The sequence below is a fragment of the Pseudomonas sp. 14P_8.1_Bac3 genome, from assembly GCF_025466085.1.
GTDB lineage: Bacteria > Pseudomonadota > Gammaproteobacteria > Pseudomonadales > Pseudomonadaceae > Aquipseudomonas.
In genome coordinates, this window is record NZ_JANLOD010000020.1 from 1 (window position 1) to 24,170 (window position 24,170).

At 60.7% G+C, this 24,170-nt stretch carries 23 protein-coding genes; 3 read left to right on the plus strand and 20 right to left on the minus strand.

All coding sequences use genetic code 11. The features are described 5' to 3' along the window. Positions 1–22 precede the first annotated feature (22 nt). The 4 genes from NTD84_RS07130 to NTD84_RS07145 all read right to left on the minus strand — a co-directional run bounded on the left by NTD84_RS07130 (position 23) and on the right by NTD84_RS07145 (position 2,774). Positions 23–1,321: an NAD(P)/FAD-dependent oxidoreductase gene (locus NTD84_RS07130; RefSeq protein WP_262164321.1), complete on the minus strand. Its 1,299-nt coding sequence runs from the start codon at positions 1,319–1,321 to the stop codon at positions 23–25. 60 nt (positions 1,322–1,381) lie between these two features. Then, complete coding sequence (locus NTD84_RS07135; protein WP_008028730.1) at positions 1,382–1,555, minus strand: DUF3094 domain-containing protein; 174 nt, start codon at positions 1,553–1,555, stop codon at positions 1,382–1,384. A 68-nt stretch (positions 1,556–1,623) separates the two neighbouring features. After that, positions 1,624–2,151 carry an MOSC domain-containing protein gene (locus tag NTD84_RS07140; protein ID WP_262164324.1) on the minus strand — a complete coding sequence of 176 codons (528 nt, stop codon included), beginning with the start codon at positions 2,149–2,151 and terminating at the stop codon, positions 1,624–1,626. Beyond that, complete coding sequence (locus NTD84_RS07145) at positions 2,148–2,774, minus strand: DUF1780 domain-containing protein (protein ID WP_262164326.1); 627 nt, start codon at positions 2,772–2,774, stop codon at positions 2,148–2,150. The genes NTD84_RS07140 and NTD84_RS07145 overlap by 4 nt, the downstream gene beginning before the upstream one ends. Before the next feature lie 310 nt (positions 2,775–3,084). Between NTD84_RS07145 and NTD84_RS07150 the strand changes: the two genes are divergently transcribed. Further along, positions 3,085–3,774 carry an energy-coupling factor ABC transporter permease gene (locus tag NTD84_RS07150; RefSeq protein ID WP_262164328.1) on the plus strand — a complete coding sequence of 230 codons (690 nt, stop codon included), beginning with the start codon at positions 3,085–3,087 and terminating at the stop codon, positions 3,772–3,774. An 85-nt stretch (positions 3,775–3,859) separates the two neighbouring features. Here the strand turns inward: NTD84_RS07150 and yacG are convergent, their stop codons facing one another. The 5 genes from yacG to pilB are packed head-to-tail and all read right to left on the minus strand — an operon-like array spanning position 3,860 to position 8,471. Then, positions 3,860–4,060: a DNA gyrase inhibitor YacG gene (yacG, locus tag NTD84_RS07155; RefSeq protein WP_262164331.1), complete on the minus strand. Its 201-nt coding sequence runs from the start codon at positions 4,058–4,060 to the stop codon at positions 3,860–3,862. Continuing rightward, on the minus strand, positions 4,057–4,680 hold the full coding sequence (gene coaE / locus NTD84_RS07160; protein WP_262164334.1) for a dephospho-CoA kinase: 624 nt from the start codon (positions 4,678–4,680) through the stop codon (positions 4,057–4,059). The genes yacG and coaE overlap by 4 nt, the downstream gene beginning before the upstream one ends. Beyond that, positions 4,677–5,549: a prepilin peptidase gene (locus tag NTD84_RS07165; RefSeq protein ID WP_262164337.1), complete on the minus strand. Its 873-nt coding sequence runs from the start codon at positions 5,547–5,549 to the stop codon at positions 4,677–4,679. The genes coaE and NTD84_RS07165 overlap by 4 nt, the downstream gene beginning before the upstream one ends. A 1-nt stretch (position 5,550) precedes the next feature. Next, positions 5,551–6,768: a type II secretion system F family protein gene (locus tag NTD84_RS07170; RefSeq protein WP_262164339.1), complete on the minus strand. Its 1,218-nt coding sequence runs from the start codon at positions 6,766–6,768 to the stop codon at positions 5,551–5,553. Between the two features lie 2 nt (positions 6,769–6,770). Then, positions 6,771–8,471, minus strand: a complete 1,701-nt coding sequence (pilB, locus tag NTD84_RS07175) for a type IV-A pilus assembly ATPase PilB (RefSeq protein ID WP_262164341.1) — start codon at positions 8,469–8,471, stop codon at positions 6,771–6,773. 225 nt (positions 8,472–8,696) lie between these two features. Here pilB and NTD84_RS07180 point away from each other — a divergent pair, with 225 nt between their 5' ends. Both NTD84_RS07180 and NTD84_RS07185 read left to right on the plus strand, forming a co-directional pair. Then, positions 8,697–9,098 (plus strand): pilin, encoded by a 402-nt coding sequence (locus NTD84_RS07180; RefSeq protein WP_262164343.1) that lies wholly within the window; start codon positions 8,697–8,699, stop codon positions 9,096–9,098. Positions 9,099–9,425: 327 nt separating this feature from the next. Continuing rightward, entirely contained in the window at positions 9,426–9,779 is a 354-nt protein-coding gene (locus NTD84_RS07185; RefSeq protein WP_262164344.1) for a BON domain-containing protein, read from the plus strand. Between the two features lie 271 nt (positions 9,780–10,050). Here the strand turns inward: NTD84_RS07185 and NTD84_RS07190 are convergent, their stop codons facing one another. The 11 genes from NTD84_RS07190 to NTD84_RS07240 form a co-directional block, all read right to left on the minus strand. Beyond that, positions 10,051–10,347, minus strand: a complete 297-nt coding sequence (locus NTD84_RS07190) for a DUF2845 domain-containing protein (RefSeq protein WP_262164399.1) — start codon at positions 10,345–10,347, stop codon at positions 10,051–10,053. Further along, positions 10,347–13,295 carry a DUF748 domain-containing protein gene (locus tag NTD84_RS07195; RefSeq protein ID WP_262164345.1) on the minus strand — a complete coding sequence of 983 codons (2,949 nt, stop codon included), beginning with the start codon at positions 13,293–13,295 and terminating at the stop codon, positions 10,347–10,349. The genes NTD84_RS07190 and NTD84_RS07195 overlap by 1 nt, the downstream gene beginning before the upstream one ends. A 92-nt stretch (positions 13,296–13,387) precedes the next feature. Next, positions 13,388–14,404, minus strand: coding sequence for a class I SAM-dependent rRNA methyltransferase (locus NTD84_RS07200; protein WP_262164347.1), 1,017 nt, complete (start codon positions 14,402–14,404; stop codon positions 13,388–13,390). Positions 14,405–14,575: 171 nt separating this feature from the next. Then, positions 14,576–15,448 carry an oxygenase MpaB family protein gene (locus NTD84_RS07205; RefSeq protein ID WP_262164349.1) on the minus strand — a complete coding sequence of 291 codons (873 nt, stop codon included), beginning with the start codon at positions 15,446–15,448 and terminating at the stop codon, positions 14,576–14,578. Between the two features lie 60 nt (positions 15,449–15,508). Continuing rightward, entirely contained in the window at positions 15,509–17,446 is a 1,938-nt protein-coding gene (acs, locus tag NTD84_RS07210) for an acetate--CoA ligase (RefSeq protein WP_262164350.1), read from the minus strand. Between the two features lie 187 nt (positions 17,447–17,633). Next, the gene (gene pgi, locus NTD84_RS07215; protein ID WP_262164353.1) at positions 17,634–19,298 is read right to left on the minus strand and encodes a glucose-6-phosphate isomerase; all 1,665 of its coding nucleotides are present in this window, start codon (positions 19,296–19,298) and stop codon (positions 17,634–17,636) included. Positions 19,299–19,518: 220 nt separating this feature from the next. Continuing rightward, entirely contained in the window at positions 19,519–19,899 is a 381-nt protein-coding gene (panD, locus tag NTD84_RS07220) for an aspartate 1-decarboxylase (RefSeq protein WP_003228271.1), read from the minus strand. Between the two features lie 159 nt (positions 19,900–20,058). Then, on the minus strand, positions 20,059–20,919 hold the full coding sequence (panC, locus tag NTD84_RS07225; RefSeq protein WP_262164355.1) for a pantoate--beta-alanine ligase: 861 nt from the start codon (positions 20,917–20,919) through the stop codon (positions 20,059–20,061). Further along, entirely contained in the window at positions 20,916–21,716 is an 801-nt protein-coding gene (gene panB / locus NTD84_RS07230) for a 3-methyl-2-oxobutanoate hydroxymethyltransferase (RefSeq protein ID WP_262164357.1), read from the minus strand. The genes panC and panB overlap by 4 nt, the downstream gene beginning before the upstream one ends. Positions 21,717–22,082: 366 nt before the next feature. Further along, positions 22,083–22,568 carry a 2-amino-4-hydroxy-6-hydroxymethyldihydropteridine diphosphokinase gene (folK, locus tag NTD84_RS07235; RefSeq protein ID WP_262164358.1) on the minus strand — a complete coding sequence of 162 codons (486 nt, stop codon included), beginning with the start codon at positions 22,566–22,568 and terminating at the stop codon, positions 22,083–22,085. A 2-nt stretch (positions 22,569–22,570) separates the two neighbouring features. Continuing rightward, a complete protein-coding gene (locus NTD84_RS07240; protein WP_262164359.1) occupies positions 22,571–23,974 on the minus strand; it encodes a polynucleotide adenylyltransferase PcnB in 1,404 nt (467 codons plus the stop codon). Positions 23,975–24,170 lie beyond the last annotated feature (196 nt).

Here is a 24,170-nt window from a genome sequence, read left to right on the forward strand (position 1 = left end):
GCTCCCACAGGATAGTGTTTGATCAGTGAAGTTTTAGTCGCGGCTCAGTCCCGCGCCCGATCTTGCTGCCCAGCATCAACATCGCAGTACGGAACGCGCCATACAGAGCCATCTGGTGCATGCGGTACAGCGACACATAAAACATCCGCGCCAGCCAGCCCTCCAGCATCACGCTGCCGGTAAGGTTGCCCATCAAGTTACCCACAGCGGAAAAACGCGACAGCGAGATCAGCGAGCCGTAGTCGGTGTACTTATACACAGGCAACGGTTTGCCTTCGATCCGCAGCTTCAGCGATTTGGCCAGCAACGACGCCTGCTGATGCGCAGCCTGGGCGCGCGGCGGGACGTTGCGATCGGTGCCCGGCTGTGGGCAGGCGGCGCAGTCACCGAAGGCGAAGATGTTTTCGTCGCGGGTGGTTTGCAGGGTCGGCAGTACTTGCAGCTGGTTGATGCGGTTGGTTTCCAGGCCGTCGATGTCCTTGAGGAAAACCGGCGCACGAATCCCGGCGGCCCAGACCTTGAGGCTGGCGTTGATCACTTTGCCGTCGGCGGTGATCAGGCTGTCGGCAGTGACTTCACTGACCGCTGCGTTGGTCATCACGTTGACCCCGAGTTTCTCCAGGGTTTTATGCACAGGCCCGCCGATCCGTTCCGGCAAGGCTGGCAACACCCGAGGACCGGCTTCGATCAAGGTGATGTGCATGTTCTCCGGTTTGATCCGGTCCAGACCGTAGGCCGCCAGTTCGTGCGCGGCATTGTGCAGTTCGGCGGCCAGTTCGACGCCCGTGGCGCCAGCACCGACGATCGCCACGCTGATCTGTTGCACGACGTCCGTTTGCCCGGCGTGAGCACGCAAGTAATGGTTGAGCAGTTGCTGGTGGAAGCGCTCGGCCTGTTTGCGGGTGTCGAGGAACAGGCAATGCTGCGCCGCGCCCTGGGTGCCGAAATCGTTGGTGGTGCTGCCGACGGCGATCACCAGCGAGTCGTAAGGCACTTCGCGCGCCGGCACCAGTTCCAGGCCGGCTTCGTCGTACGTGGCGGCCAGCTGGATTTTTTTCTGCGCGCGATCGAGCCCGCTCATGCGCCCCAGCTGGAACTCGAAGTGGTTCCATTTCGCCTGGGCGACATAGTTGAGTTCGTCTTCGGAAGAGTTCAGGGAGCCGGCCGCCACTTCGTGCAACAGCGGTTTCCAGATGTGGGTCAGGTTCGCGTCGACCAGCATCACACTGGCCGTGCCGCGCTTGCCCAGAGTCTTACCCAGACGGGTAGCCAACTCCAGACCGCCGGCGCCGCCGCCAACGATGACAATACGATGAGTCATGGGGATATCTCGCAAGGCTAAAAGAAATCGGTGCAATTACCCGAGCGAGCGCAACGCAGCTCATAGCGTCAGGTAACTGATAAATCGGCTCAACAGGCCCAGGCCAATGGTCACGGCCAGTACCACCACGAGGAGCATCCATGGCCGGAAAGGCCGGCGCTCGACTCGGTGCTGGGACAGGTGCAGGTACTCTTCGACATGCTTCTGGTCGTCGGGGTTCAGGCGGCTGGTCATATCGGGCCTCGTCAGGGGTAGACGTTGCTAAATGTGTAGAAGCTACACGCGGGTGGCCGTGAAACACGTCAGCCCACATTGAATGGAGCATAGCCGCTGGCCGGAATCGGCTCGACGGTGACCGTATCGTCCAGGCGAATGATTCCACTTTGTATCACTCGGGCAGTGATTCCGCCATGGCCGCGAACGGCCTGAAAGGTCCCCGGGCCGAGGTTGTTTTGCAGGCGCGCGCAAGGTTGGCACCAACCCGTGGTTTCGAAAATGGCCTGGCCGATCCGGAAGCGCCGGCCCTTGAGGCTGAACAGGTTGATACCGCTGACGACGATGTTGCGCCGCAATTCCTGTGGCAACACCGGTTGATCGGCCGGGCGCCCCATCAGCGAACTGATGACGGACAGGTGCTCCCATTGAATCAGCGTCACCTGGCGCGCATTGCGTACCCCGGGTCGTGCGCGGTCGCCGGTCAGGCCCGCTTCAAGACGCGCTTCCACGGCGTCCAGCTGGATCATTGGCACGTGGGGCTGCGGCCGCACACCGATCCAGCGCACGCGTCCCTGTTGCGGCACTTCGGCGATCAATTCCTGCAATGGGCTCACAGGCTGATCCCGACATCGAACACGATGCTGCGCCCCAGGTTGCTGCGCAAAAAGTCCGGCGCATCCGGATGGGCGAACAGCACGCGGGCAAACGTCGGGCCGACCAGCGACAACGAACGCCAGCCCTGGCGCAAGTATTCGGTGGGCGGCGGGAAATGGCTGTTGAGGTCGAGCACTTCGCGCTTGAGGCTGGCGAAGGCAATGATGTCCAGCTCGCCCAGGTCCATGCCGCGCTCTTTGTAGTTGTGCGCTTTCTTGCGCAAGGTCGGCGCCAGCCGCAGCAGGAATTCGTTGGCCGGAATGCGCTTGGGCTTGGCCTCGCGGCGCACCAGCGAACTCAGGGAGAACGCACTGCGCCGCCGTTGCAGTTCATCGCGCCACTCATCGTTGAGGCGACGGCCTTCGTCGAGGACGAAAAACACTTCGAAATTCGCCTCGCGAAACAGCACGTCCGGCGGTTCCCCGGCGGGGGCGAATTCGTCGGCACGGTAGGGAATGTTCAGGCCTTGCAGCAGGCGCTGGCACACCCAACGCTCACGCTCCCATTTGCGGGCATTGGACAGGAACGCGTTGGCTTGCTCGGCCGCGATGGTCAGCAGGCGTAAGTAATCAGAGTCATCCATAGGCCCAAGCTTAGCGTTCAAATGCGATCGCAAAGAAGACAGTTTGTCGGAGAAGCGCAAAAGCCTGCCGGCGAGCACGCTCGTGATAGTCGTCAACGATAACGCGGGGAACCAGACACCCCGCAGCGGTCTCAGGTTTTTCGCGAGCATGCTCGCTCCTACAGGAGTCTCACGTCCCGGAGCCCCGATCGCGGCGGGCCTGCGGAGCAGACCGGAGTGAGTGCCGAAGACCTGGCGCAGCATTGGATAGGTCGCGGTGTAGACTGAGAACCCATTACCCATCGGCCGAGACAAAGGAGTGTGCCCCGCCATGATCGGCGCTGAGTTGCTGTCCACCGAATCCCTCACCGTCGGCTGGCTGATCTATGTGCCAGCCTTGATCTGGGCCATCGTGCGTGCGCCGTGGGTCGAGCTGTTCAGTGACCGCCGTCGTCAGCACTTGTTATTCGGTACGGTATTCGCGCTGTTCATGCTGTGGCTGGTACGACGGGATTTCGACACCGGCGTGTCCTATCACTTCATCGGCATGACCGCCGTGACCCTGCTGCTGGACTGGCCTTTGGCGATCGTCGGCGGACTGGTCGCGCAGGCCGGCCTGGTGGTGCTCGGACGCCAGGACCTCGTTGCTGTCGGAGTAAACGGCGCGTTGTTGATTCTGCTGCCGGTGCTGGTCACCGAATGCTGCGCAATCCTGGTGGAGCGCGCCCAGCCGCGTAATCCGTTTGTGTACATCTTCGTTTCCGGCTTCTTCGCGGCGGCGCTGTCGGCGTTGCTGTGTCTGTTGCTGGCGCTGTGGTTGCTATGGTTTGACGGGATCTTCGCCATGCCCTATTGGCTTGAGGATTTTATCGGCTACCTGTGGCTGATCATCTTTCCGGAAGGGTTCATCAACGGCATGGTGGTCAGCGCGCTGGTGGTGTTCTGCCCGGAATGGCTGGAAACCTTCAATCGCACACGCTACCTGTCGGCGCCCTGGAAGGACGACGATCCGAAGTCCTGACCCGTATCAAATCAACAGATCGTTTCTCGCCGGGAACCTTGATGACGGTCAGGACTACCGTGTCAGGCGGCCCTGAAGGTCGGCCTCAGTGACGCGGTTCGAAATCTTCGCTGAACAGTTCGTCCTCGGCATCCGGGCTCACCGGAATCTTGTGTTCTTCCGACGCCCAGGCGCCCAGGTCGATCAATTTGCAGCGGTCTGAACAGAACGGCCGGAATTTGCTCTCGGGGGTCCATTCGACAGGAGCGCCGCAGGTGGGGCATTCGACGGTTGGGGTTTGGCTCATGACTGGCCTCCACGCAATGTTAAGTAAAAGTGATGCAGGCGTTCGACCTCGCTGTGCAGCCAGGCGAGGTCGCGGTCGTTGACCACCACGTCGTCGGCATGGCTCACGCGATCCTGACGGCTGGATTGCGCCTTGAGGATGGCCTGGACCTGTTGCTCGCTGGTCTGGTCACGCTGCAGGGTGCGTTCGATCTGTAGTTGTTCGGGCGCATCGATCACCAGCACTCGCTGGGTCATGGCGTATTGCCCGGACTCGATCAGCAACGGCGAAACCAGAATCGCGTAAGGCGATTGTGCCTTGCCCAGATGTTCGACGATTTCCCTGGCGATCAATGGGTGCAGCAGCGCTTCGAGCCAGCGGCGCTCTTCCGGGACTTCGAAGATCAGTTTGCGCAACGCCGCGCGATCCAGTTGACCATCGGCCTGCAACACGCCGGGGCCAAAGTGTTCGGCGATCTGCGCCAGCGCCGGGCGGCCCGGTTCCACCACCCAGCGCGCTGCATGATCGGCATCGATCACGTGCACACCGAGGTCGATGAAGTGTTGGGCGGCCGCGCTTTTGCCGCTGCCGATGCCGCCAGTCAGGCCGAGAATCCAGGGTTTTTCCACAGGGGTATTCATTTCAAACCGACAAACTGCCAATAGAAGGCGGCTATTTGACCACCCCACAGCAGGGCAATCCAGCCGGCAATCGCCAGATAGGGGCCGAAGGGGATCGGCGTCGAGGTTTTCGCGTTGCGCAGCCGCAGCAAAATCACGCCGATGACGGCGCCGACCACCGATGACAACAGGATAGTCAGCGGCAACATCTGCCAGCCGCCCCAGGCCCCGAGCATCGCCAGGAGCTTGAAGTCGCCATGACCCATGCCTTCCTTGCCGGTGATCAGCTTGAACAGCCAGAACACCGACCACAGCGCCAGGTAGCCGGCGACTGCGCCCCACAGCGCCTCTTGCAATGGCACGAACAGCTCGAAGCTGTTGACGATCAGGCCCAGCCACAGCAGCGGCAACACCAGCACATCCGGCAGCAGTTGATGTTCGGCGTCGATCAGGCTCATGGCCAGCAGGCCCCAGCTCAGGACCAGCACCGCCGCGGCTTGCCAACCAAAGCCGAAGTGCCAGGCCACGAAGGCCGACAGCAGTCCACAGGCCAGTTCAGTCAACGGGTAGCGTTTGCTGATCGGTGCTACACAACTTGAGCATCGCCCACACAGGCACGCATAACTGACCAGCGGAATATTCTCCCAGGCGCGGATCCGGTGCCCGCAGTGTGGGCACTGGGAGTGGGGCAGCATCAGGTTGTAGGTCGGCAGCGGAGTTTCGCCAGGCAAGCCGAGAATCTCATAGGCCTGCAATCGCCACTCGCGGGCGAGCATTTTCGGCAGACGCCAGATCACCACGTTGAGAAAGCTGCCGACCAGCAGGCCGACCACCAGGGCAATGGCGACGAACGCCAGCGGGTATACGGTCAGGGTTTCAGTCAGGGGCATGTCAGATCGCTGAGCCGAGTTGGAAAATGGGCAGGTACATTGCAACCACCAGGCCGCCGACGACAACACCCAGCACCACCATAATGAAGGGCTCCATCAGGCTGGTGAGGTTATCGACCATGTTGTCGACTTCGGCTTCATAGAAGCTGGCGACCTTGTCGAGCATGTCGTCCAGGGCGCCGGACTCTTCGCCAATGGCCGTCATCTGAATCGCCATGCTCGGAAAAATGCCGGAGGTGCGCATGGAAAAATTCAGCTGCATCCCCGTCGAAACGTCCTGCCTTATACGCAGCACCGCGCGCTTGAACACCACGTTGCCGGTGGCGCCCGCCACGGACTCCAGGGCTTCCACCAGCGGTACGCCGGCGGCGAAGGTGGTCGACAGCGTGCGGGCGTAACGGGCCACGGCGGATTTGTACATCAGCGTGCCCACCAACGGCAATTTCAGCAGCCAGGTGTCCGTCCAGTCCCGAAAGGCTTCGGATTTCTTGAAGGCGCGGCGTGTACCGAAGATGGCCGCAATCAGTGCCCCCAGCAACACCCACCACCAGTCCTGCATGAACTTCGAAAGGCCGATCACCATCACGGTGAACGCTGGCAGCTCCGCGCCGAATCCCTTGAACACCGATTCGAACTGCGGCACCACCTTGATCAGCAGAATGCCGGTGACGATGATCGCAACGAACACCACTGCCAGCGGATAAGTCATGGCTTTCTTGATCTTGGCTTTCAGGCTTTCGCTCTTTTCCTTGTAGGTCGCGACCCGCTCCAACAAGGTATCCAGGGCGCCAGCCTGTTCGCCGGCATCCACCAGGTTGCAATAGAGTTCGTCGAAATATTGCGGCTTTTTACGCAAGGCGGCGGCGAAGCTGTTGCCCGCGGCGACTTCCTGTTTCACCTCGTCCACCAGTTTGCGCATGGCCGGGTTATCGAAGCCTTCACCGATGATGTCGAATGACTGCAGCAACGGCACGCCGGCCTTCATCATGGTCGCCATCTGCCGGGTGAACAGGGCGATGTCATGAGCCTTGATGCGCTTGCCCAGACTGAAAATCGAAGCGGTTTTCTTGCGTACCTTGCCGGGGTTGATGCCCTGTTTGCGCAGTTGCGCCTTGATCAGCGCCGGGTTCTGACCGGTGAGCTCGCCGGTCATTTTGGTGCCTTTCTTGTCGGTGCCTTCCCAGGCGTACACACTGAGTTTTGCTGCTTTGACCGCCATGTTCAGTCCTTGGTGACCCGGTTGATTTCTTCAAGGCTGGTGATGCCCTGCATGGCCTTGATCAGCCCCGAAGTACGCAGGTCGTTGAAACCGCCTTTGCGCATCTGAATATCGATTTCCAGTGAGTTGCCCTCGGCCATGATCAGCCGTTGCAGGTCCGGCGTGTTCTTCACCACTTCGTAGATCCCCACGCGTCCCTTGTAGCCGCCGTTGCATTGATCGCAACCCACCGGCTCGTAGATGGTGAAAGAACCGATACGGTCCTCGGGAAAGCCTTCCTTGAGCAACGCCTCGCGGGGAATGTCGATGGGCTTCTTGCACTGGCTGCACAGTTTGCGCGCCAGCCGCTGGGCGATGATCAGGCTGACCGAGGTTGCAATGTTGAAGCCCTGAATACCCATGTTGTGCAGGCGGGTCAGGGTTTCCGCCGCGCTGTTGGTGTGCAGCGTCGAGAGCACCAGGTGACCGGTCTGGGCGGCCTTGATGGCGATCTCGGCGGTTTCCAGGTCGCGGATCTCACCGACCATGATCACGTCCGGGTCCTGCCGCAGGAACGAACGCAGGGCCTGGGGAAAACCCAGTCCTTGCTTGGGATTGACGTTGACCTGGTTGATGCCCTCCATGTTGATCTCCACCGGGTCTTCGGCGGTGGAGATGTTGATGTCGACGGTGTTGAGAATGTTCAGGCCGGTGTAGAGCGACACGGTCTTGCCCGAGCCGGTGGGCCCGGTGACCAGGATCATCCCTTGCGGCTGCTTCAGCGCGGCCATGTACAGGTCTTTCTGGCTCTGCTCGTAGCCGAGGGCATCGATGCCCATTTGTGCGCTGGACGGGTCGAGGATCCGGATCACCACCTTCTCGCCCCACAGGGTCGGCAGGGTATTAACCCGGAAGTCGATGGACTTGCTCTTCGAAAGACGCATCTTGATCCGACCGTCCTGGGGTTTGCGCCGTTCGGAAATGTCGAGGCTGGCCATGACTTTCAGGCGCGCGGCGATGCGGTTGGCCAGCTGGATGGGCGGCTTGGCCACTTCCCGCAGCATGCCATCGGTGCGCATGCGCACGCGGTAGGTTTTTTCGTACGGTTCGAAGTGCAAGTCGGATGAGCCGCTCTTGATCGCGTCGAGCAACATCTTGTGCACGAAGCGCACAACCGGTGCGTCGTCGGCATCCTGCCCGGCGATAGGATCCTGGTTCGGGTCATTGATCGACTCGATGTCCACACCGTCAAGGTCGACGTCAGCCATGTCTTCGAGGCCGGTGTGGTGGCTGTCGAAGAATTTCTCGATGGCATCGCTGAGCTTGTCGTCCTCCACCAGAATGGCTTCGGTGGTCAGCCCGGTGCTGAACTGGATGTCGTTGATGACCTGGTGATTGGTCGGATCGGAAACCCCGACGAACAATTTGTTACCGCGCCGCCACAGGGGCAGGACGTGATGCTGGCGCACCAGTTTTTCGCTGACCAGGCCTTTGGGCTGGGACTCTTTGTCCAGGCAGTGCAGGTCCAGCAGGGCCATGCCGAAATGCTCCGAAGCAATCTCGGCGACCTGCCGGCTTTTCACCAGTTTGTTTTGCACCAGATAAGTGACCAGGGGGAGCTTCTGGCGCTGAGCTTGTTGATACGCCTGTTGCGCATTTTTGTCAGTGAGCAGTTCGGCCAGGACCAATTGCTTGGCCAGGCCGCTAAGGGCGATGTCATTCATGGGGATACCGGACGCAAACAGTTGATGACTTATAGCCTAGTCAACGGGCGGAGCCAAACCAGCGCTGCTCTGGTGACAAAAAGTGTCAGATAGTGCGGGCCTTGGGGACGTGCAAGGCCGGTGCGTTGCTCTCGTGTCGCATTAACCGGGGATTAACAGATTGGCACGCGCTGTGCTGGGGCTAGTTCAGATCATGCGATTTCTACTCATCCAAGGAGCTTGTCTATGAATAATCAAAAAGGTTTTACCCTGATCGAACTGCTGATCGTCGTGGCGATCATCGGGATTCTGGCGACGTTTGCGATTCCGGCTTACTCGAAGTATCAGGCTCGGGCAAAGGTGACGGCGGGTGTTGCAGAGGTTTCGGCGCTTAAAGTGAATTATGAGGACAAGGTCAATTCGGGTACGGCTGCTCCGGCCGTTGCTGACATTACTTCGGCCGCCAACACACAAAATTGCACAATTACCGTCTCGGCAACACCTGCTGCAATTATCTGTACGCTTGTAGGCGCGCCGGCACAGGTGTCCGCTGCGACAATTACTCTGACTCGTGACGCTACTACTGGTTGGTCTTGCAGAACCAGCGCTGCAGCCGATTTTGCCCCATCGGGATGCCCTCATGGCTGATGCCAACTGATTATTGGTAGACGATCAAGACCGCCTCTTCAGAGGCGGTTTTTTTTGCTGATGGTTCGACTATTCGACGCGGCATTGGGAAAAAGTAAAACCTTCACAAATTCATGGCCTTAGGCCAACCCGAAAACCCGCAACTTGCATGTACAGAATTCCCAACTCATGCAATTTGCATGATTCCGAAAATTTGCCATTTCGCTAACCTGTTGTTTTCTATGGATTTACTGCGCGTCTCAAACTTGGCACACCGTTCGCAATATACCCAGTAACCCTGCTGACAAGATACGCAGCAGACTTTATGAAACAACAGGAGTTACTCGTATGAAGAAGTTCGCTATTGCTGCCGCTGCTGCTACCGCGCTGACCCTGACCATGGGCAACGTTGCTTTCGCTCAAACCCAGGCTACCCAGGCCCCAATGGTTCTGGCTGCCGGTGAAGTGACCAAGGCTAAAGAAGCTACCTCCGATACCTGGATCACCACCAAAGTCAAAAGTGACCTGGTCACCGAAAAAGGCATTCCTGGTACCGACATCAAAGTCGAAACCAACAAAGGTGTTGTATCCCTGTCGTCCACTGTCGCAGTGACTGACGCTCAGAAAGCCACCGCTGTGGCCATCACCAAGAAAATCAAAGGCGTCAAGGCGGTCTCCGCTGACGGCCTGAAAGCCGAGTAAGGCAAGACTTCTCGCCTGAACCGGGAGAAGACGCGGGAGACGAGCTGAGCCATACGTCTGCCGCCACTTGAGAGTTCATGCGACGGCCACAAGGATGTGGCCATTACAGGCCTCGGACATTCGTGTTCGGGGCCTGTTCTATTGTGGACTACGCAAAAACAAAATGTGGGAGCGGGCTTGCTCGCGAAAGCGGGCTCACATTCAACACATGGGTTGGCCGGGAAGACGCCTTCGCGAGCAAGCCCGCTCCCACATTCGAATTGCGTTGGGTTCAGTTACCGCGCTTGCTGTTGATCTGCCGCAATCGATTCCCTTCGAACCGCAGGTATTGATACATCCCGCCGTTAGGCCCGTAAGTCCATTCCTCGACCTGAAACTCTTCCCGTCGATTGACGCTGCGCTTGTAGCCCAGCACGTCACGGCTGACGGGCTCGCCGCATTTCTGCAGCACCTCGCTGGAGCGGTCCCCCACGCTGACCAACTGACTGCCACAGCGCAGGGTATCGGCGGCACTGGCCTGACCGGCCACGATGGCCAGGGTCAGGCTGAACAGCATTCGTTTGATCATCATTCGGCGTCCAGGTGCAGGGGGGTTACGACCCGACCGTCACTTTCCGCCTCGCCGAGACTGGCGTCGATAAAGTACACGCGGTCATCAGCCAGTTGCGCCTTGTCGACCAGGTAATCCTTGATGCTGCTGGCGCGGTCCTGGCCCAGTTGGCGCAATAGCACATCGCTGTCGCTCCAGAACTTGATCACGTCGGCGCGCAGTTTCGCGGTGCGTTCTTCCTTGCCCAGGTCTTTCCATTCAGCAGGCGGCTGGGTTTTCAGGCGGGTGCGGTAGATCCCTTCCAGCAGCGGACCTTTTTCGCCCTCCGGCACCTGCAGCAACGACGCCTGCGCTGGCACCTTGTCGCCGCGGCGCTGGAGCATTTTGTAGTAGTTGTACTGGTATTCCCGTTCCAGGCGTTGCTCGGCGATCAGCGGGCCATCACTGCTCTTCGCCGCCGTGCCTTCGATTTCCAGGCGCAGGGCCGGACGTTCCTTCAGGGCCTGGGACAACTTGACCAACGAGCCCTCGGCTTCCTTGCTCAAGTCGCTGGAGCCCGGCGCAAACGACACCGTGCCCAAGTCTTCCGAACCGCCGCCATTGATCAATCCGCCGATCAGTTTGAACGGCGCGGCAGCAGCCTTGACGATCAGGTTGCGCAGGGTCTGCCAGACAATCGGCATGACGCTGAACTGCGGATTGTTCAGGTCGCCGGTCACCGGCAGTTCGATGGAAATCTTGCCGTCGACGTCCTTGAGCAAGGCAATCGCCAGCTTCAACGGCAGGCTGACGGCGTCCGGGCTGTCGACTTTCTCACCGAGCTGCAATTGCTCGACCACCACTTTGTTTTCCGCCTTGAGCTGACCCTTGGTGATCAGGTAATGCAGGTCGAGATTGAGCCGGCCCTTGCGGATCCGGTAACCGGCGAACTTGCCGGAGTAGGGCGTCAGCGTGGTCAGTTCCACCCGTTTGAAACTGGTGGCGATGTCGAGGCTGGCCATCGGATCAAACGGGTTGACCGAGCCCTTGATGGTCACCGGCGCATAGCGATCGACCTTGCCCTTGACGTCCACGGTCGCCGGCTTCGCCTGTCGGCTGTCGATGGTGCCGATCTGGCCGTTGAGTTGCTGCACGGCGGTGGCGAAATTCGGGGTCAGGCTGAAGTCGGCGAAGTTCGCCGAACCGTCATTGATCGCGATGCCGCCAATGTGGATACCCAGCGGTTTGTCCTTGCTGGCGGGTTTGGCCGCCGCGGTTTTCGCGCCGGAGTCGGGCGGTTGCGGGATCAGCAGGTCATCGACGTTGGTGGTGCGGTCGTCGTTGATCATGAAGCGCACATAGGGCTGGAACAGGTTGACCTTGTCGATCGACAGGCTGTCGCCGTGCTGATAGTTCAAGCCTTCGACCACCACCTGTTGCCACTTTAGGAAGTCCCGGGTTTTCAGGGTGTCGAGGGTGTGCAACTGGTCGATCTGCGCGCGCCCGGTGACGGCGAGCGCCAGCGGTTCGGTGCTTTTCAGGTTGACTGCCAGGTCGCTGCCGAGCATGCCGCTGCGCAGTTCGAGACGAATGAACGGGTTGATGTAGGACTGGGCGACACGCAGGTCGATGTCCTTGGTCTGCACCTTCAGCTGGGCGCTGACGGGCGCCAAATTGACCTCGCCCTGCGCCGTGATCTTGCCTTGCTTGCCCACGCCGGTGTCGAGCTTGAGGTTGAAGGGCGAGGCGTTGAGGCTGTCGAAATTCTGCAGATCCAGGTTCAGCGGATTCAAGTCCAGCGCCACGGCAGGTTGCGCCTTGCGGTCAGCCAGGTGCACCTGGTAATCGCGCAACTGCACGTCTTTCAACAGCACCTGCCACGGCTTGCTCGGTGCTGCGGGCTCTTTCGGTGAGTCGGCGGCGGCAGGTGCGCTGGCCGGTTCGGCCTTGGCTTTTGCTGCGGCTTTGGACGGCTGGCTGGCGAACAACTTTTGCCAGTCGAGTTGACCATCGGCTTCGAGTGCCGCCCAGGTTTCCAGTTTATTGCTGCGGATCTTGCCGACCACGACTTGCTGTTTCGCCAGATCGACCGTGGTGTCGGTGACGTCCAGTCGCTCAAGTTTCGCCAACGGTCGACCGTCCGGGGCGCTGATGGCAAACGGCGCGACGCTGACCGCGACGTTACTCAGCAGCAGTTCGGTTTCTTTGGACAGGTTCAGTTTGTAGTCGGTGCTGAGATTCACCACACCGTGTTCCAGCACCAGTGGCAGCGCGTCGCGCACATAGGGCCAAAAGGCTTTCATCTGACCGTCAGTGATTTTGAGCTTACCTTCAGAGGTGATCGGGATCAGGCTGAAATTCCCGGTCCAGTCGATCTGCCCGCCATTCGGCCCGGCGGCCACCAGGGTCATGTCGGCGCTGTCTTCGGGCAGGGTGCTCAGGTTGGTCAGCTCGAAATCGAGTTTGTCGTAGAGGAATTCGATGGCTTCGCTGGGACGGTCATCCTTGAAGTGCACGGCACCACCGGCCAGTTTGATCCGCTCGATGCGCAGCGGGAACGGTTTGGCGTCGGGGTCGGCCGGGGTCGGTTCGCTGGCGGGGATTTTGAACAGGCCGAGCAGGTTGAGTTTGCCAGCCTTGTCGAACAGGATTTCGGTCTTTGATTTATCCAGCTCGATATCGGACAGGTGCAGCGCTTTGGTCCACAGGCTGTCGAGTTGCAGGTTGGCATACAGGCGTTCGAAGCCGACCTGTTCCTTGCCCGGCTCGCCAATGACCAGGCCCCACAGCGTGACTTCAAGGCTGAAGGGGTTGAGTTCGATACGCTGGAGGCTGGCGGGCGTCGTGGCGTAGTTGGCCAATTGTTGGTTGGCCACACGCAAGGCGATGCCCGGCAAAATCAGAAACCCCAGCAGGCTGTAGAGAGCCAGAGCAGTCAACAAGGCGCCAATCGCGCGGATCAATCCTTTGGGCATGTTCGGCTTCATCTTCTGAATCGGAGTGCCTTGGAGTATGGCACGCGTTTCCGGTTCCGAAGTCATCAGCCTGTTGTCGATATTTCAGATTAGTCTGACGTCGATCAGAGCTGCAGGATCAGGGTTTTCAGTGGCGGCTGTTGATCCATCGACGGGAAGTCGCCGCCCGGTTTCATCACCGTCCACTCGCGCACCGGTCGCCCGGCTTTCTCCGCGCAGCGCAGCACTTGCTCGCGCCAGTCGTCCATGCTGACTTTCGCCAGGTTGTTGCAGCAGATCAGCACGCCGTCGTCGGCGGTGGTCAGCAGCGCGGGTTTGAGCAGGCTCTGGTAGTCGCGCAGCAGGTCGACGGTGCCGAAGGCGCTCTTGGCCCAGGCCGGAGGATCCAGCAGCACCAAGTCGTACTGGCGCTGTTCCAGGCGCTGATAGCTCGGCAGCTTTTGCCCGCGACGCTGGCTGATGGGCAGGCCGGCCAGTTGGCGGATCGCCGGGAAATAATCGGACTGGATGAATTGCATGGGCGGCAAGTGTGGATTGAGCACGCCATTTTCACGGCCGACGGCGAGGTTGCCCTCGGCGAAATCCAGGTTACACACCTCGCTGGCTCCGCCGGCCGCTGCGCTCAGGCCGACGCCGCAGGTGTAGGCAAACAGGTTCAGCACGCTCTTGTTTTTGCTGTGGTCCTTGACCCAGCCACGGGTGTTGCGCAGGTCGAGGAACAGCAGCGGGTCCTGCCCGGCGTGGCGCCCGCGGACGCGATAGTTCAGGCCCCACTCGTGACCGACCAGGTCTTGCAGGGCGGCGTCTTCAGCGCGGTAGACCGTGTCTTCACGGTCGATGCGCGAGTTGCCCCGGGAGCGATCGTTGTAGACCAGCAGGGTCTCGAAGCCCAGGTGTTGATTGATCGTCCCGTGCAATTGCAGCAGCGCATCGCGCTCCAGCGCCTGGTGGAAGCTCTGCACCAGAAGCTGCGGGCCATAGCGGTCGATGGTCAGGCCACCGGCGCCTTCCTGGCTGCCATGGAACAGGCGATAGCAATCGGTGCCTTGCTGATGCAGTTCGGCAAGCAGGTCCTGGCGATGATCGAGGGCGGCGCGCAGCGCCTGATTCAAGGAAGACATGCTGGGCGCCTTGCAGGAGGGAATTTGGCGCGGGAGTTTAACAGCTTGAGCGATGCAGAACCTGTAGGAGCGAGCCTGCTCGCGATGGACGTTAACGATGACGTGTCTTTTCTGAAGAAACGCGGCGCACTTGAGTTCATCGCGAGCAGGCTCGCGCCTACAGGTAATGCGTCAGGTCAGCAGACCCATCCTTCGCTTCGCCCGCTGCACTGAGCCGTTGCGCACCGCCCAGCGCAGCATCGGCGCACTGCGGTTGACGCTGGCACGGATCATTTTGCGCTGCAGCGGACCTTGATGGGTGCCGAGCATGTCGCTGGCCCAGTCCGGCAGCAAATCGATACCGGCCTGCATCATCAGGCTACCGAACGGCCTGGCCAGTCGGCTGGGGGAGGGCGCGTTCAATAACAGCCGCAGGACTTCACGACTGCGCGCGTCGCACAGCAATTGCGGGCGGATGCGCTCCAGATAATCGGCAACGGCCTGCCGCGAGCGGGGCACGTCTCGAGCGCCGAGGCGTTCGGCGACCAGGGCGATTTCGTCGTAGTAACGGTCCTGATCAGCCGCCGACAGGTGTGGATTGCGGTAGCGCAGATGCGCCGCGAGGAAGTTGCTGACTTCGGCCACATGCACCCACGTCAGCAGATCGGGATCGCTGGCGGCGTAAGGCCGGCCATCCGGCGCGGTGCCGGTCACTTGCAGGTGAATGGTGCGGACCTTTTCGATCAGCCAGTCAGCGTCCCGGCGTGAGCCGAAGGTGGTGCCGGAAATGAACTGCCCGGTTCGCCGCAGGCGTCCGAGCATGTCCTCGCGAAAATTCGAATGGTCCCAGACCCCGGCGAGCGCCAATGGGTGCAGGGCCTGCAGCATCAACGCGCTGATGCCGCCGATGAGCATGCTGCTGAAATCGCCATGCACTTGCCAGCTCACCGAATCCGGGCCGAACAGCCCGGGATCGCCCTTGGGGTTTTCCAGGTCGAGCTTGCCGAGAGACAGACCGGTGAGGCTCATGACCTGGGTTTCGATGCGGCTGCGGATGAATTCCATAACAACTCATTGGGAAAAAGAATGTGGCCAGGGTCGTAACCCAAAGGAGTGAGCTGTGCGTTATTGATTCAGGCGTTTATCCACCAGATCCTGAACCACGCTTGGATCCGCCAGGGTTGAGGTATCGCCCAGGCTGTCGAGCTCATTGCAGGCAATCTTGCGCAAAATCCGCCGCATGATCTTGCCCGAGCGGGTTTTTGGCAAGGCCGGCGCCCACTGGATCAGGTCCGGTTTGGCGAAGCTGCCAATTTCCTTGCTGACGTAGGCCAGCAGTTCCTTCTTCAACTCATCGTTGGGGTCGGTGCCGTTCATGGGCGTGACGAAGGCGTAGATGCCCTGGCCTTTGACGTCGTGAGGGTAGCCGACCACGGCCGCCTCAGCGATGCTGTCGTGCAGCACCAGGGCGCTTTCCACTTCGGCGGTGCCGATGCGGTGGCCGGAGACGTTGATCACATCGTCGATGCGTCCGGTGATCCAGTAGTCGCCGTCTTCGTCGCGGCGGGCGCCGTCGCCGGTGAAGTAGTATCCGGGGTAGGGCTTGAAGTAGGTGTCGACCATCCGTTGCGGATCGCCGTAGACGCTACGGATTTGCGCCGGCCAGCTGGATTTGATCGCCAGCACGCCGCTGCCGGCGCCTTTGATTTCCTTGCCGGCTTCATCGAGTAGCACCGGTTGCACGCCGAACATCGGTTGCGTGGCGCAGCCGGGTTTGATCCTTTGCGCGCTGACCAGCGGGCTGAGCATGATGCCGCCGGTCTCGGTCTGCCACCAGGTGTCGACGATCGGGCAGCGCTGCTCGCCGACGGCATTGAAGTACCAGTCCCACGCTTCCGGGTTGATCGGCTCGCCGACACTGCCGAGCAATCTGAGGCTCGCCCGGGACGTTTCCTTCAACGGTTCGGGCCCTTCGCGCATCAGCGAACGCAGGGCTGTGGGGGCGGTGTAGAAAATGTTCACCTGATGTTTATCGATGACTTGCCAGAAACGCGCGCTGCTCGGGTAGCTCGGCACGCCTTCGAAGATCAGCGTGGTCGCGCCGTTGGCCAGCGGGCCGTAGACGATGTAACTGTGGCCGGTGACCCAGCCGACATCGGCCGTGCACCAGAAAACTTCGTCGTCGCGGTAGTCGAGCACGTATCTGAAGGTCATGGCCGCTTGCAGCAGATAGCCGCCGGTGGTGTGCAGCACGCCTTTGGGTTTGCCGGTGCTACCGGAGGTGTAGAGGATGAACAGCGGGTCTTCGGCGTCCATCGGCTCGGGCGGGCAATCGTCGCTGACGTCGCGCAAGGCCTGGTGGTACCAGAGGTCGCGGCCCTCGACCCAGTTCACGTCGCCCTGGGTGCGCTCGACCACAATCACGGTGCTGACGTTCGGGCAACTTTCCAGGGCCTTGTCGACCTTGTCTTTGAGCGGCACGAATTTACCGCCGCGCACGCCTTCATCGGCGGTGATCACGGTGCGGCAGTCGGCGTCGAGAATGCGGTCGCGCACTGAATCCGGGGAGAACCCGCCAAACACCACCGAATGCACCGCGCCAATGCGTGTGCAGGCGAGCATCGCGTAAGCCGCTTCGGGAATCATCGGCATGTAGATGCACACGCGGTCGCCTTTCTTCACGCCACGGCTTTTCAGGACGTTGGCGAGGCGGCAGATTTGGTGATGAAGTTTCCTGTAGGTGATCTGGGCGGATTCGGCGGGATCGTCGCCTTCCCAGATGATTGCGATCTGATCGCCGCGTTTTTCCAGGTGGCGGTCAATGCAGTTGTAGCTGACGTTCAGCTTTGCCCCGGCAAACCAGCTGGCTTCACCGGTCTTCAGGTTGTAGCGCTGGACCGTGTCCCACGGGGTGTACCAGTCAAGAAAGCGTGCGGCCTGCTCGGCCCAGAATTCAGTGGGGTGTTCGATGGATTGGCGGTACAGGCGCTTGTAGTCGTCCTGACTCAACTGTGCAGCCCGGCGGACGGCATCGGCTTTGGGGAACGTGCTGATATCGAACATGACGGTTCCTTATTCTTGTTTTGCGACAGGAATAAAGATGCGCCGAGAGGTCCTCAGGTTCAAGTCATACACAAAACAACTGTGGGAGCGAGCCTGCTCGCGATGACGATCTGTCAGTCAACCTGAATGTTGAATGGACAGGCCTCATCGCGAGCAGGCTCGCTCCCACAGGGAAAAACCGGCTGGATCAGCCGCGGTGACGGCCGCGGAAGTAGTTGATCAGCCCTTGGGTAGAAGCATCATCCGCTGGGGTCTCTTCACTGCCCACCAGACGGTTGTAAACGCCCTTGCCCAGCTCTTTGCCCAGCTCCACGCCCCACTGGTCGAAGGCGTTGATGCCCCAGACCACGCTTTGCACGAAGACCTTGTGTTCGTACATCGCCACCAGTGCGCCGAGACGACGCGGGCTGATGCGCTCGACCACCAGCGTGTTGCTCGGACGGTTGCCCGGGATCACTTTGTGCGGCGCAAGTTTCTCTACGTCGGCTTCGGCCATGCCCTTGTCGCGCAGCTCGGCTTCCGCCTCGGCGCGCGTCTTGCCGAGCATCAGCGCCTGGCTTTGCGACAGGCAGTTGGCGTACAGCCACTGGTGGTGGTCGGACACCGGGTTGAAGCTGACGATCGGCACGATGAAGTCGGCCGGGATCAGCTGGGTGCCTTGGTGCAGCAACTGGTGATACGCATGCTGACCGTTGCAGCCCACGCCGCCCCAGATCACCGGACCGGTATCGGTGGACACCGGCGTACCGTCCTGGCGCACGCTCTTGCCGTTGGATTCCATGTCCAGCTGTTGCAAATGCTTGGTGATGTTACGCAGGTAATGGTCGTACGGCAGGATCGCGTGGCTCTGCGCGCCCCAGAAATTGCCGTACCAGACACCGAGCAAGGCCAGCAGCACCGGCATGTTCTGCTCGAACGGCGCGCTCTGGAAATGCTGGTCCATGGTGTAGGCACCGGACAGCAGCTCCTTGAAGTTCGACATGCCGATGGCCAGGGCAATCGGCAAACCAATGGCGGACCACAGCGAGTAACGGCCGCCGACCCAGTCCCACATCGGGAAGATGTTTTCTTCGCGGATACCGAACGCCACGGCGGCCGCGTTGTTGCTCGACACGGCGATGAAGTGACGATACAGCTCCGCTTCCGAACCACCCTGGGCCAGGTACCAGGCGCGAGCGGCCTGGGCGTTCTTCAGGGTTTCGAGGGTGTTGAAGGATTTCGACGAGACGATGAACAGGGTGGTCTCGGCGCGCAGCTTCATGGTCAGCTCGTGGAACTCACTGCCGTCGATGTTCGCCAGGTAGTGGCAGCGCACGCCTTTCTGGGCGTAGGACAGCAGCGCTTCGGACACCAGCTCGGGGCCGAGGAACGAGCCGCCGATGCCGATGTTCACCACGTCGGTGATCGGTTTCTCGGTGTAACCGCGCCACAGACCGTCGTGGATTCGGCCCACGAGGTCGGTGATCTGGTTCAACACCTTGTGTACTTCCGGCATCACGTTGACGCCGTTGACCGACAGCTTGTCGCCCACCGGGCGGCGCAACGCGGTGTGCAGGGCCGGGCGACCTTCGGAAGAGTTGACGATTTCGCCGTCGAACAGCGCCTTGATGGCGCCCTGCAGATCGACCTGATTGGCCAGCCCCACCAGCAGATCGCGGGTCTCGGCGTTGATCAGGTTCTTCGAGTAGTCGAGAAACAGGCCGCAACTGCTGAGGGTAAATTGGCTAAAGCGCTGCGGGTCGGCATTGAAGGCTTCGCGCATGCTGAAATCCTGCATGGCTTGGCGGTGGTCTTTCAACGCTTGCCAGGCGGGCAGAGCGGTCACGTCGTGAGGAGTGCGGTAGTACGCCATCGCTGCGGGTTTCCTTTTTACTTGAACGGCCTTTTGAACACTAAAAATCCCGGATCGCTGCGGGTGGGCGTCCGGTCAACTGCGTCGACACGATTTCATGGCACAGGGCGAATACAGTAAACCTCGCGCTGCGATCTGTCTTGACTTTGTCTGACCCGTTCCCGGTACTTTTTTATACATCAAGCAGGGAACGGTCCGACAAACGGGAGGGAGAGTTCTGTCAGGCGACCTGAACCGGAATGGCATTGCTGGTGTGGCTCAGCTCGTTACCCGGCGCCATGTAGAGCATGCGGGGCTTGAAGTTGAGCAGTTCGGCTTCGCTGTAGTGCGCGTAGGCACAGATGATCACCCGGTCGCCGACCTTGGCTTTGTGCGCCGCGGCGCCATTGACCGAAATCATTCGCGAGCCTTCCTCGCCACGAATCGCGTACGTGGTGAAGCGCTCGCCGTTGTCGACGTTGTAGATCTGGATCTGTTCGTATTCACGGATGCCGGACAGGTCCAGCCATTCGCCGTCGATGGCGCAAGAACCTTCGTAATCGAGTACAGCGTGGGTGACTTCGGCGCGATGCAGCTTGGCCTTGAGCATGATGGCGTGCATGAGTGTTTTTCCCAGGTATTGTCCCTTGTGGGAGCGAGCCTGCTCCGGGCGGCGTTCCGACGATGGAGACAAGTACGCCGCGGTGTGTCAGGCATCCCACGTTATCGTTGACGACCATCGCGAGCAGGCTCGCTCCCATAGGTTTGTTGTTTTTTGTATTCAGGCGACGGCGTCGAGGTTCAGGTGCAGGTTATCGATCAACCGCGTCGTCCCGAGGAACGCTGCCACCAGGATCACCAGGTCGCGATCCAGTGCCGTAGCAGGACGCAACGTGAGCGCATGACGGATTTCCAGGTAGTCAGTGCGCAGGCCGGCGGCTTCGAGTTGCTGCTGTTGCGCGGCGATCAGCGCCGGGTAATCGCGATCACCCTGCTTGATGGCGTCGGCAATCGCGGACAGCGTGCGATACACCACCGGGGCCACGGCTCGCTGTTCTTCACTGAGGAAGCCGTTGCGCGACGACAGCGCCAGGCCGTCGGCGGCACGGACCGTCGGCTCGCCGATGATCTGGATCGGCATGTTCAGGTCATGCACCAGCGCGCGAATCACCGCCAGTTGCTGGAAGTCTTTCTGGCCGAAGATCGCCAGGTCCGGCTGAACGATGTTGAACAGTTTGCTGACCACCGTCGCCACACCTTCGAAATGCCCGGGACGGCTCGCGCCGCACAGGCCTTCGGACAGTTGCGGAACGCTGATGCGGGTCTGGCCGGTCATGCCGTCGGGGTACATCTCTTCAACGGCCGGTGCGAACAGCAGGTGGCAACCGGCCTGGAGCAGTTTCTCCTGGTCCGCGGCCAGGGTGCGCGGGTACTTGTCGAGGTCTTCGCCCGCGCCGAATTGCAGCGGGTTGACGAAGATGCTCGCCACCACGAAATCTGCCCGTTGGCTGGCTTTGGTGATCAGTGCGACATGACCGCTGTGCAGGTTGCCCATGGTCGGTACGAGGGCGATACGCTTGCCTTCGCTGCGGGCACGGGCCACGGCGGCCCGCAATTCGCGTACGGTTTTTACGGTGTTCATGCAGAGAATCCGTGTTCGATGCCTGGGAAAGTGGCCGCTTTGACTTCGGCGACATAAGCGCCCAGTGCCGCTTGGATAGTGGGTTGCCCGGCCATGAAGTTCTTCACGAATTTCGGCACCCGGCCTGTGATCGACAGACCGAGCATGTCGTGCAGCACCAGCACCTGCCCATCGGTGGCGCTACCGGCGCCGATACCGATCACCGGAATACCCACCGCCTGGGTGATTTCCTGAGCCAGTTCACTCGGCACACACTCGAGCAACAGCATGGCGGCACCGGCCTGTTCCAGGGCGATGGCATCGGCGCGCATCTGCCGAGCCTGGTTCTCGCTGCGGCCCTGGACTTTGTATCCGCCCAGAATGTTTACCGATTGTGGCGTCAGGCCCATGTGCGCGCACACCGGGATGCCGCGCTCGGCCAGCAGACGGATCGAGTCCGCCAGCCACAGCGCGCCTTCGACCTTGACCATGTGCGCACCGGCCTGCATCAGCACGGCGCTGTTGGTCATGGTTTGTTCGAGGGTGGCGTAGGCCATGAAGGGCAGGTCGGCGAGGATCAACGCGTCGCGGTTACCGCGTTTAACGGCGGCGACGTGATAAGCCATCTCGGCGGTGGTCACCGGCAAGGTGCTGTCGTGACCTTGCAGAACCATGCCGAGGGAGTCGCCCACCAGCAGCACTTCGACGCCAGCCTCATTGCAGGCGTGGGCGAAGGTCGCGTCATAACAGGTCAGCATGGTGATTTTTTCACCTTTTTGCTTGAGACCTTGCAGAGTGGTCAGGGTGATGGCTGGCATGAAAAGTTCCTCGTTCAGACGCTGTGGAAACTACTGCGAGTAACGCGCGTGATTCTTCGTTAAATACAGGCGCACGGTCTGTTGTCGTGCTTTTAAGGCCTGGATTGCGCCCTTCAACGCCGTGTTGGCGGCAGCGGGACGCCTATAGTCGTGAGGAGAACTCGGGAAGTCAATTGCATGTGTTACCGCGTTGTTACGTCGGCGGTGTTACCGATGGGGACTGATGCGATTCAGCAGCCGAGGTTCCTGCAATCGACCCAAATCGACTGTGGGAGCGGGCTTGCTCGCGAAAGCGGCGTGTCAGTCACACAAATGTCGAATGACACGCCGCTTTCGCGAGCAAGCCCGCTCCCACAGGGATATTTGTCAATTTGGAGCGAGACGTTCCAGGCCGACGAATGGGCAGGCGGCGAGCAGTTCACTCAGGCGGCGACCATCCGCCAGGCGCAAATCCGCAGGCGCCAGTTCGGCCAGGGGATACAGGACGAAGGCTCGTTCCTGCATATGGTAGTGGGGAACCTTGAGGCGGGGTTCGTCGATCAGGCGATCACCGAACAGCAGAATGTCGAGATCGAGCGTGCGCGGCCCCCAGCGCTCCAGTCGCTCACGGCCCTGGCCGTTCTCGATGGCTTGCAGGGCATCCAGCAGTGCCAGCGGCGCGAGTGTGCTGTCGAGGGCGGCGACCGCATTGGTGTAACGCGGTTGGCCGGGCAATAGCGAGTCGCTCTGATAAAACGCGGAAACCCCGACCAGCGCAGTCTGGGGCAATTGCGCCAGCGCTTCGATCGCGCTGCGCAATTGTTCGGCGGGGTCAGCCAGGTTGCTGCCCATGCCGATGTAGATGCGTTCCATGCTTATTCGCCCGTGGCACTCGGTGCGCCGGCCGCGCGTTTGCGCTTGGTACCGCTGCTGCGCCGACGTTTGCGCGGCGCACCGGCAACTCCGTCGTCCTTGCCGCTGAGCTCGCGGATCATGTCACGACGTTCGCTTTCGTTGGCATCCTGATAGTCCGTCCACCATTCGCCCAGGCCGTCGGTCTGCTCACCGGCGCTTTCGCGCAACAGCAGGAAGTCGTAACCGGCGCGGAACCGTGGGTTGTCCAGTAACAGGTCGGCGCGTTTGCCGCTGCGGCGGGGCAGGCGTTCCTGCATGTCCCAGATTTCGCGGATCGGCATCGTGAAGCGTTTCGGGATCGCGATCCGCTGGCACTGTTCGGCAATCAGCTCGTGCGCCGCTTCCTGCATCGCCGGAATCGGCGGCATGCCACGCTCCTGCAAGCGCAGTACGCGAGCCGGCAGGGCAGGCCAGAGCAGAGCGGCAAACAGGAACGCCGGGGTCACCGGTTTGTTCTGCTTGATGCGCAGGTCGGTGTTGATCAACGCTTCGCTGATCAGGGTGTGGGTGTACGTCGGGTTGTATTCCAGCGCTTCGGCACTGGCCGGGAACAGCGGATCGAACAGCTGCAGATCGACCAGCATCTCGAACGTGTCCGCGGCATGCCCGGAGAGGAACAGCTTGAGCACTTCTTCGAACAGGCGGGCCGACGGGATCTCGCGCAGCATCGGGGCCAGGTCGCGGATTGGCAGGGCGCTGTGTTTTTCGATGCCGAAATTCAGCTTGGCGGCGAACCGCACGGCCCGCAGCATCCGCACCGGGTCTTCCTGGTAGCGTTGCTTCGGGTCGCCGATCAGGCGGATCAAGTGATTGCGAATGTCGTGTACGCCGTTGGCGTAGTCGAGGGTGCGCTCGCTGACCGGGTCGTAATACAGGGCGTTGATGGTGAAGTCGCGGCGTTGTGCGTCTTCTTCCAGGGTGCCATAGACGTTGTCGCGCAGGATGCGCCCGCTTTCGTTGCGGGAAGACTGGTTGCTGTCTTCCTCTTCGTCGTTCTGCGGGTGATTGGCGCGGAAGGTTGCGACTTCGATGATTTCGCGGCCGAAGTGGATGTGTACCAGCTTGAAGCGACGGCCGATGATCCGCGCATTGCGGAATTCGGCACGGACTTGTTCAGGGGTGGCACTAGTAGCGACGTCGAAGTCTTTCGGTGTGATACCGAGCATCATGTCACGCACGCAACCGCCGACCAGATAAGCCTGGTAGCCGGCGTTCTGCAGGCGTTCGACGATATTCACCGCGTATCGGCTGAATTGCGCCTTTTGCAACGAATGTTGGCCGCTGTTGAGCACTTCAGGTGTGCTGCGGATGTGTTGCGTATGACGCTTGGGAGAACGGAGTGACTGGAACAGCTTCTTCAGCATGGGATGCACTGTTTGAAGGAATGTTCGGCCAAAACGAAGAATGACCGCATGATGGGCGGGGATTCTAGCATTTAGTCAGGGGATGGTGTAGGACGCAGCAAATATGAGCTGTAGGAGCGAGCTTGCTCCGGGCGGCGTTCCGACGATGGTCGTGAACGATCACGCGTAAAGCCAGATGCCCAGCGCAGCTCTCAGG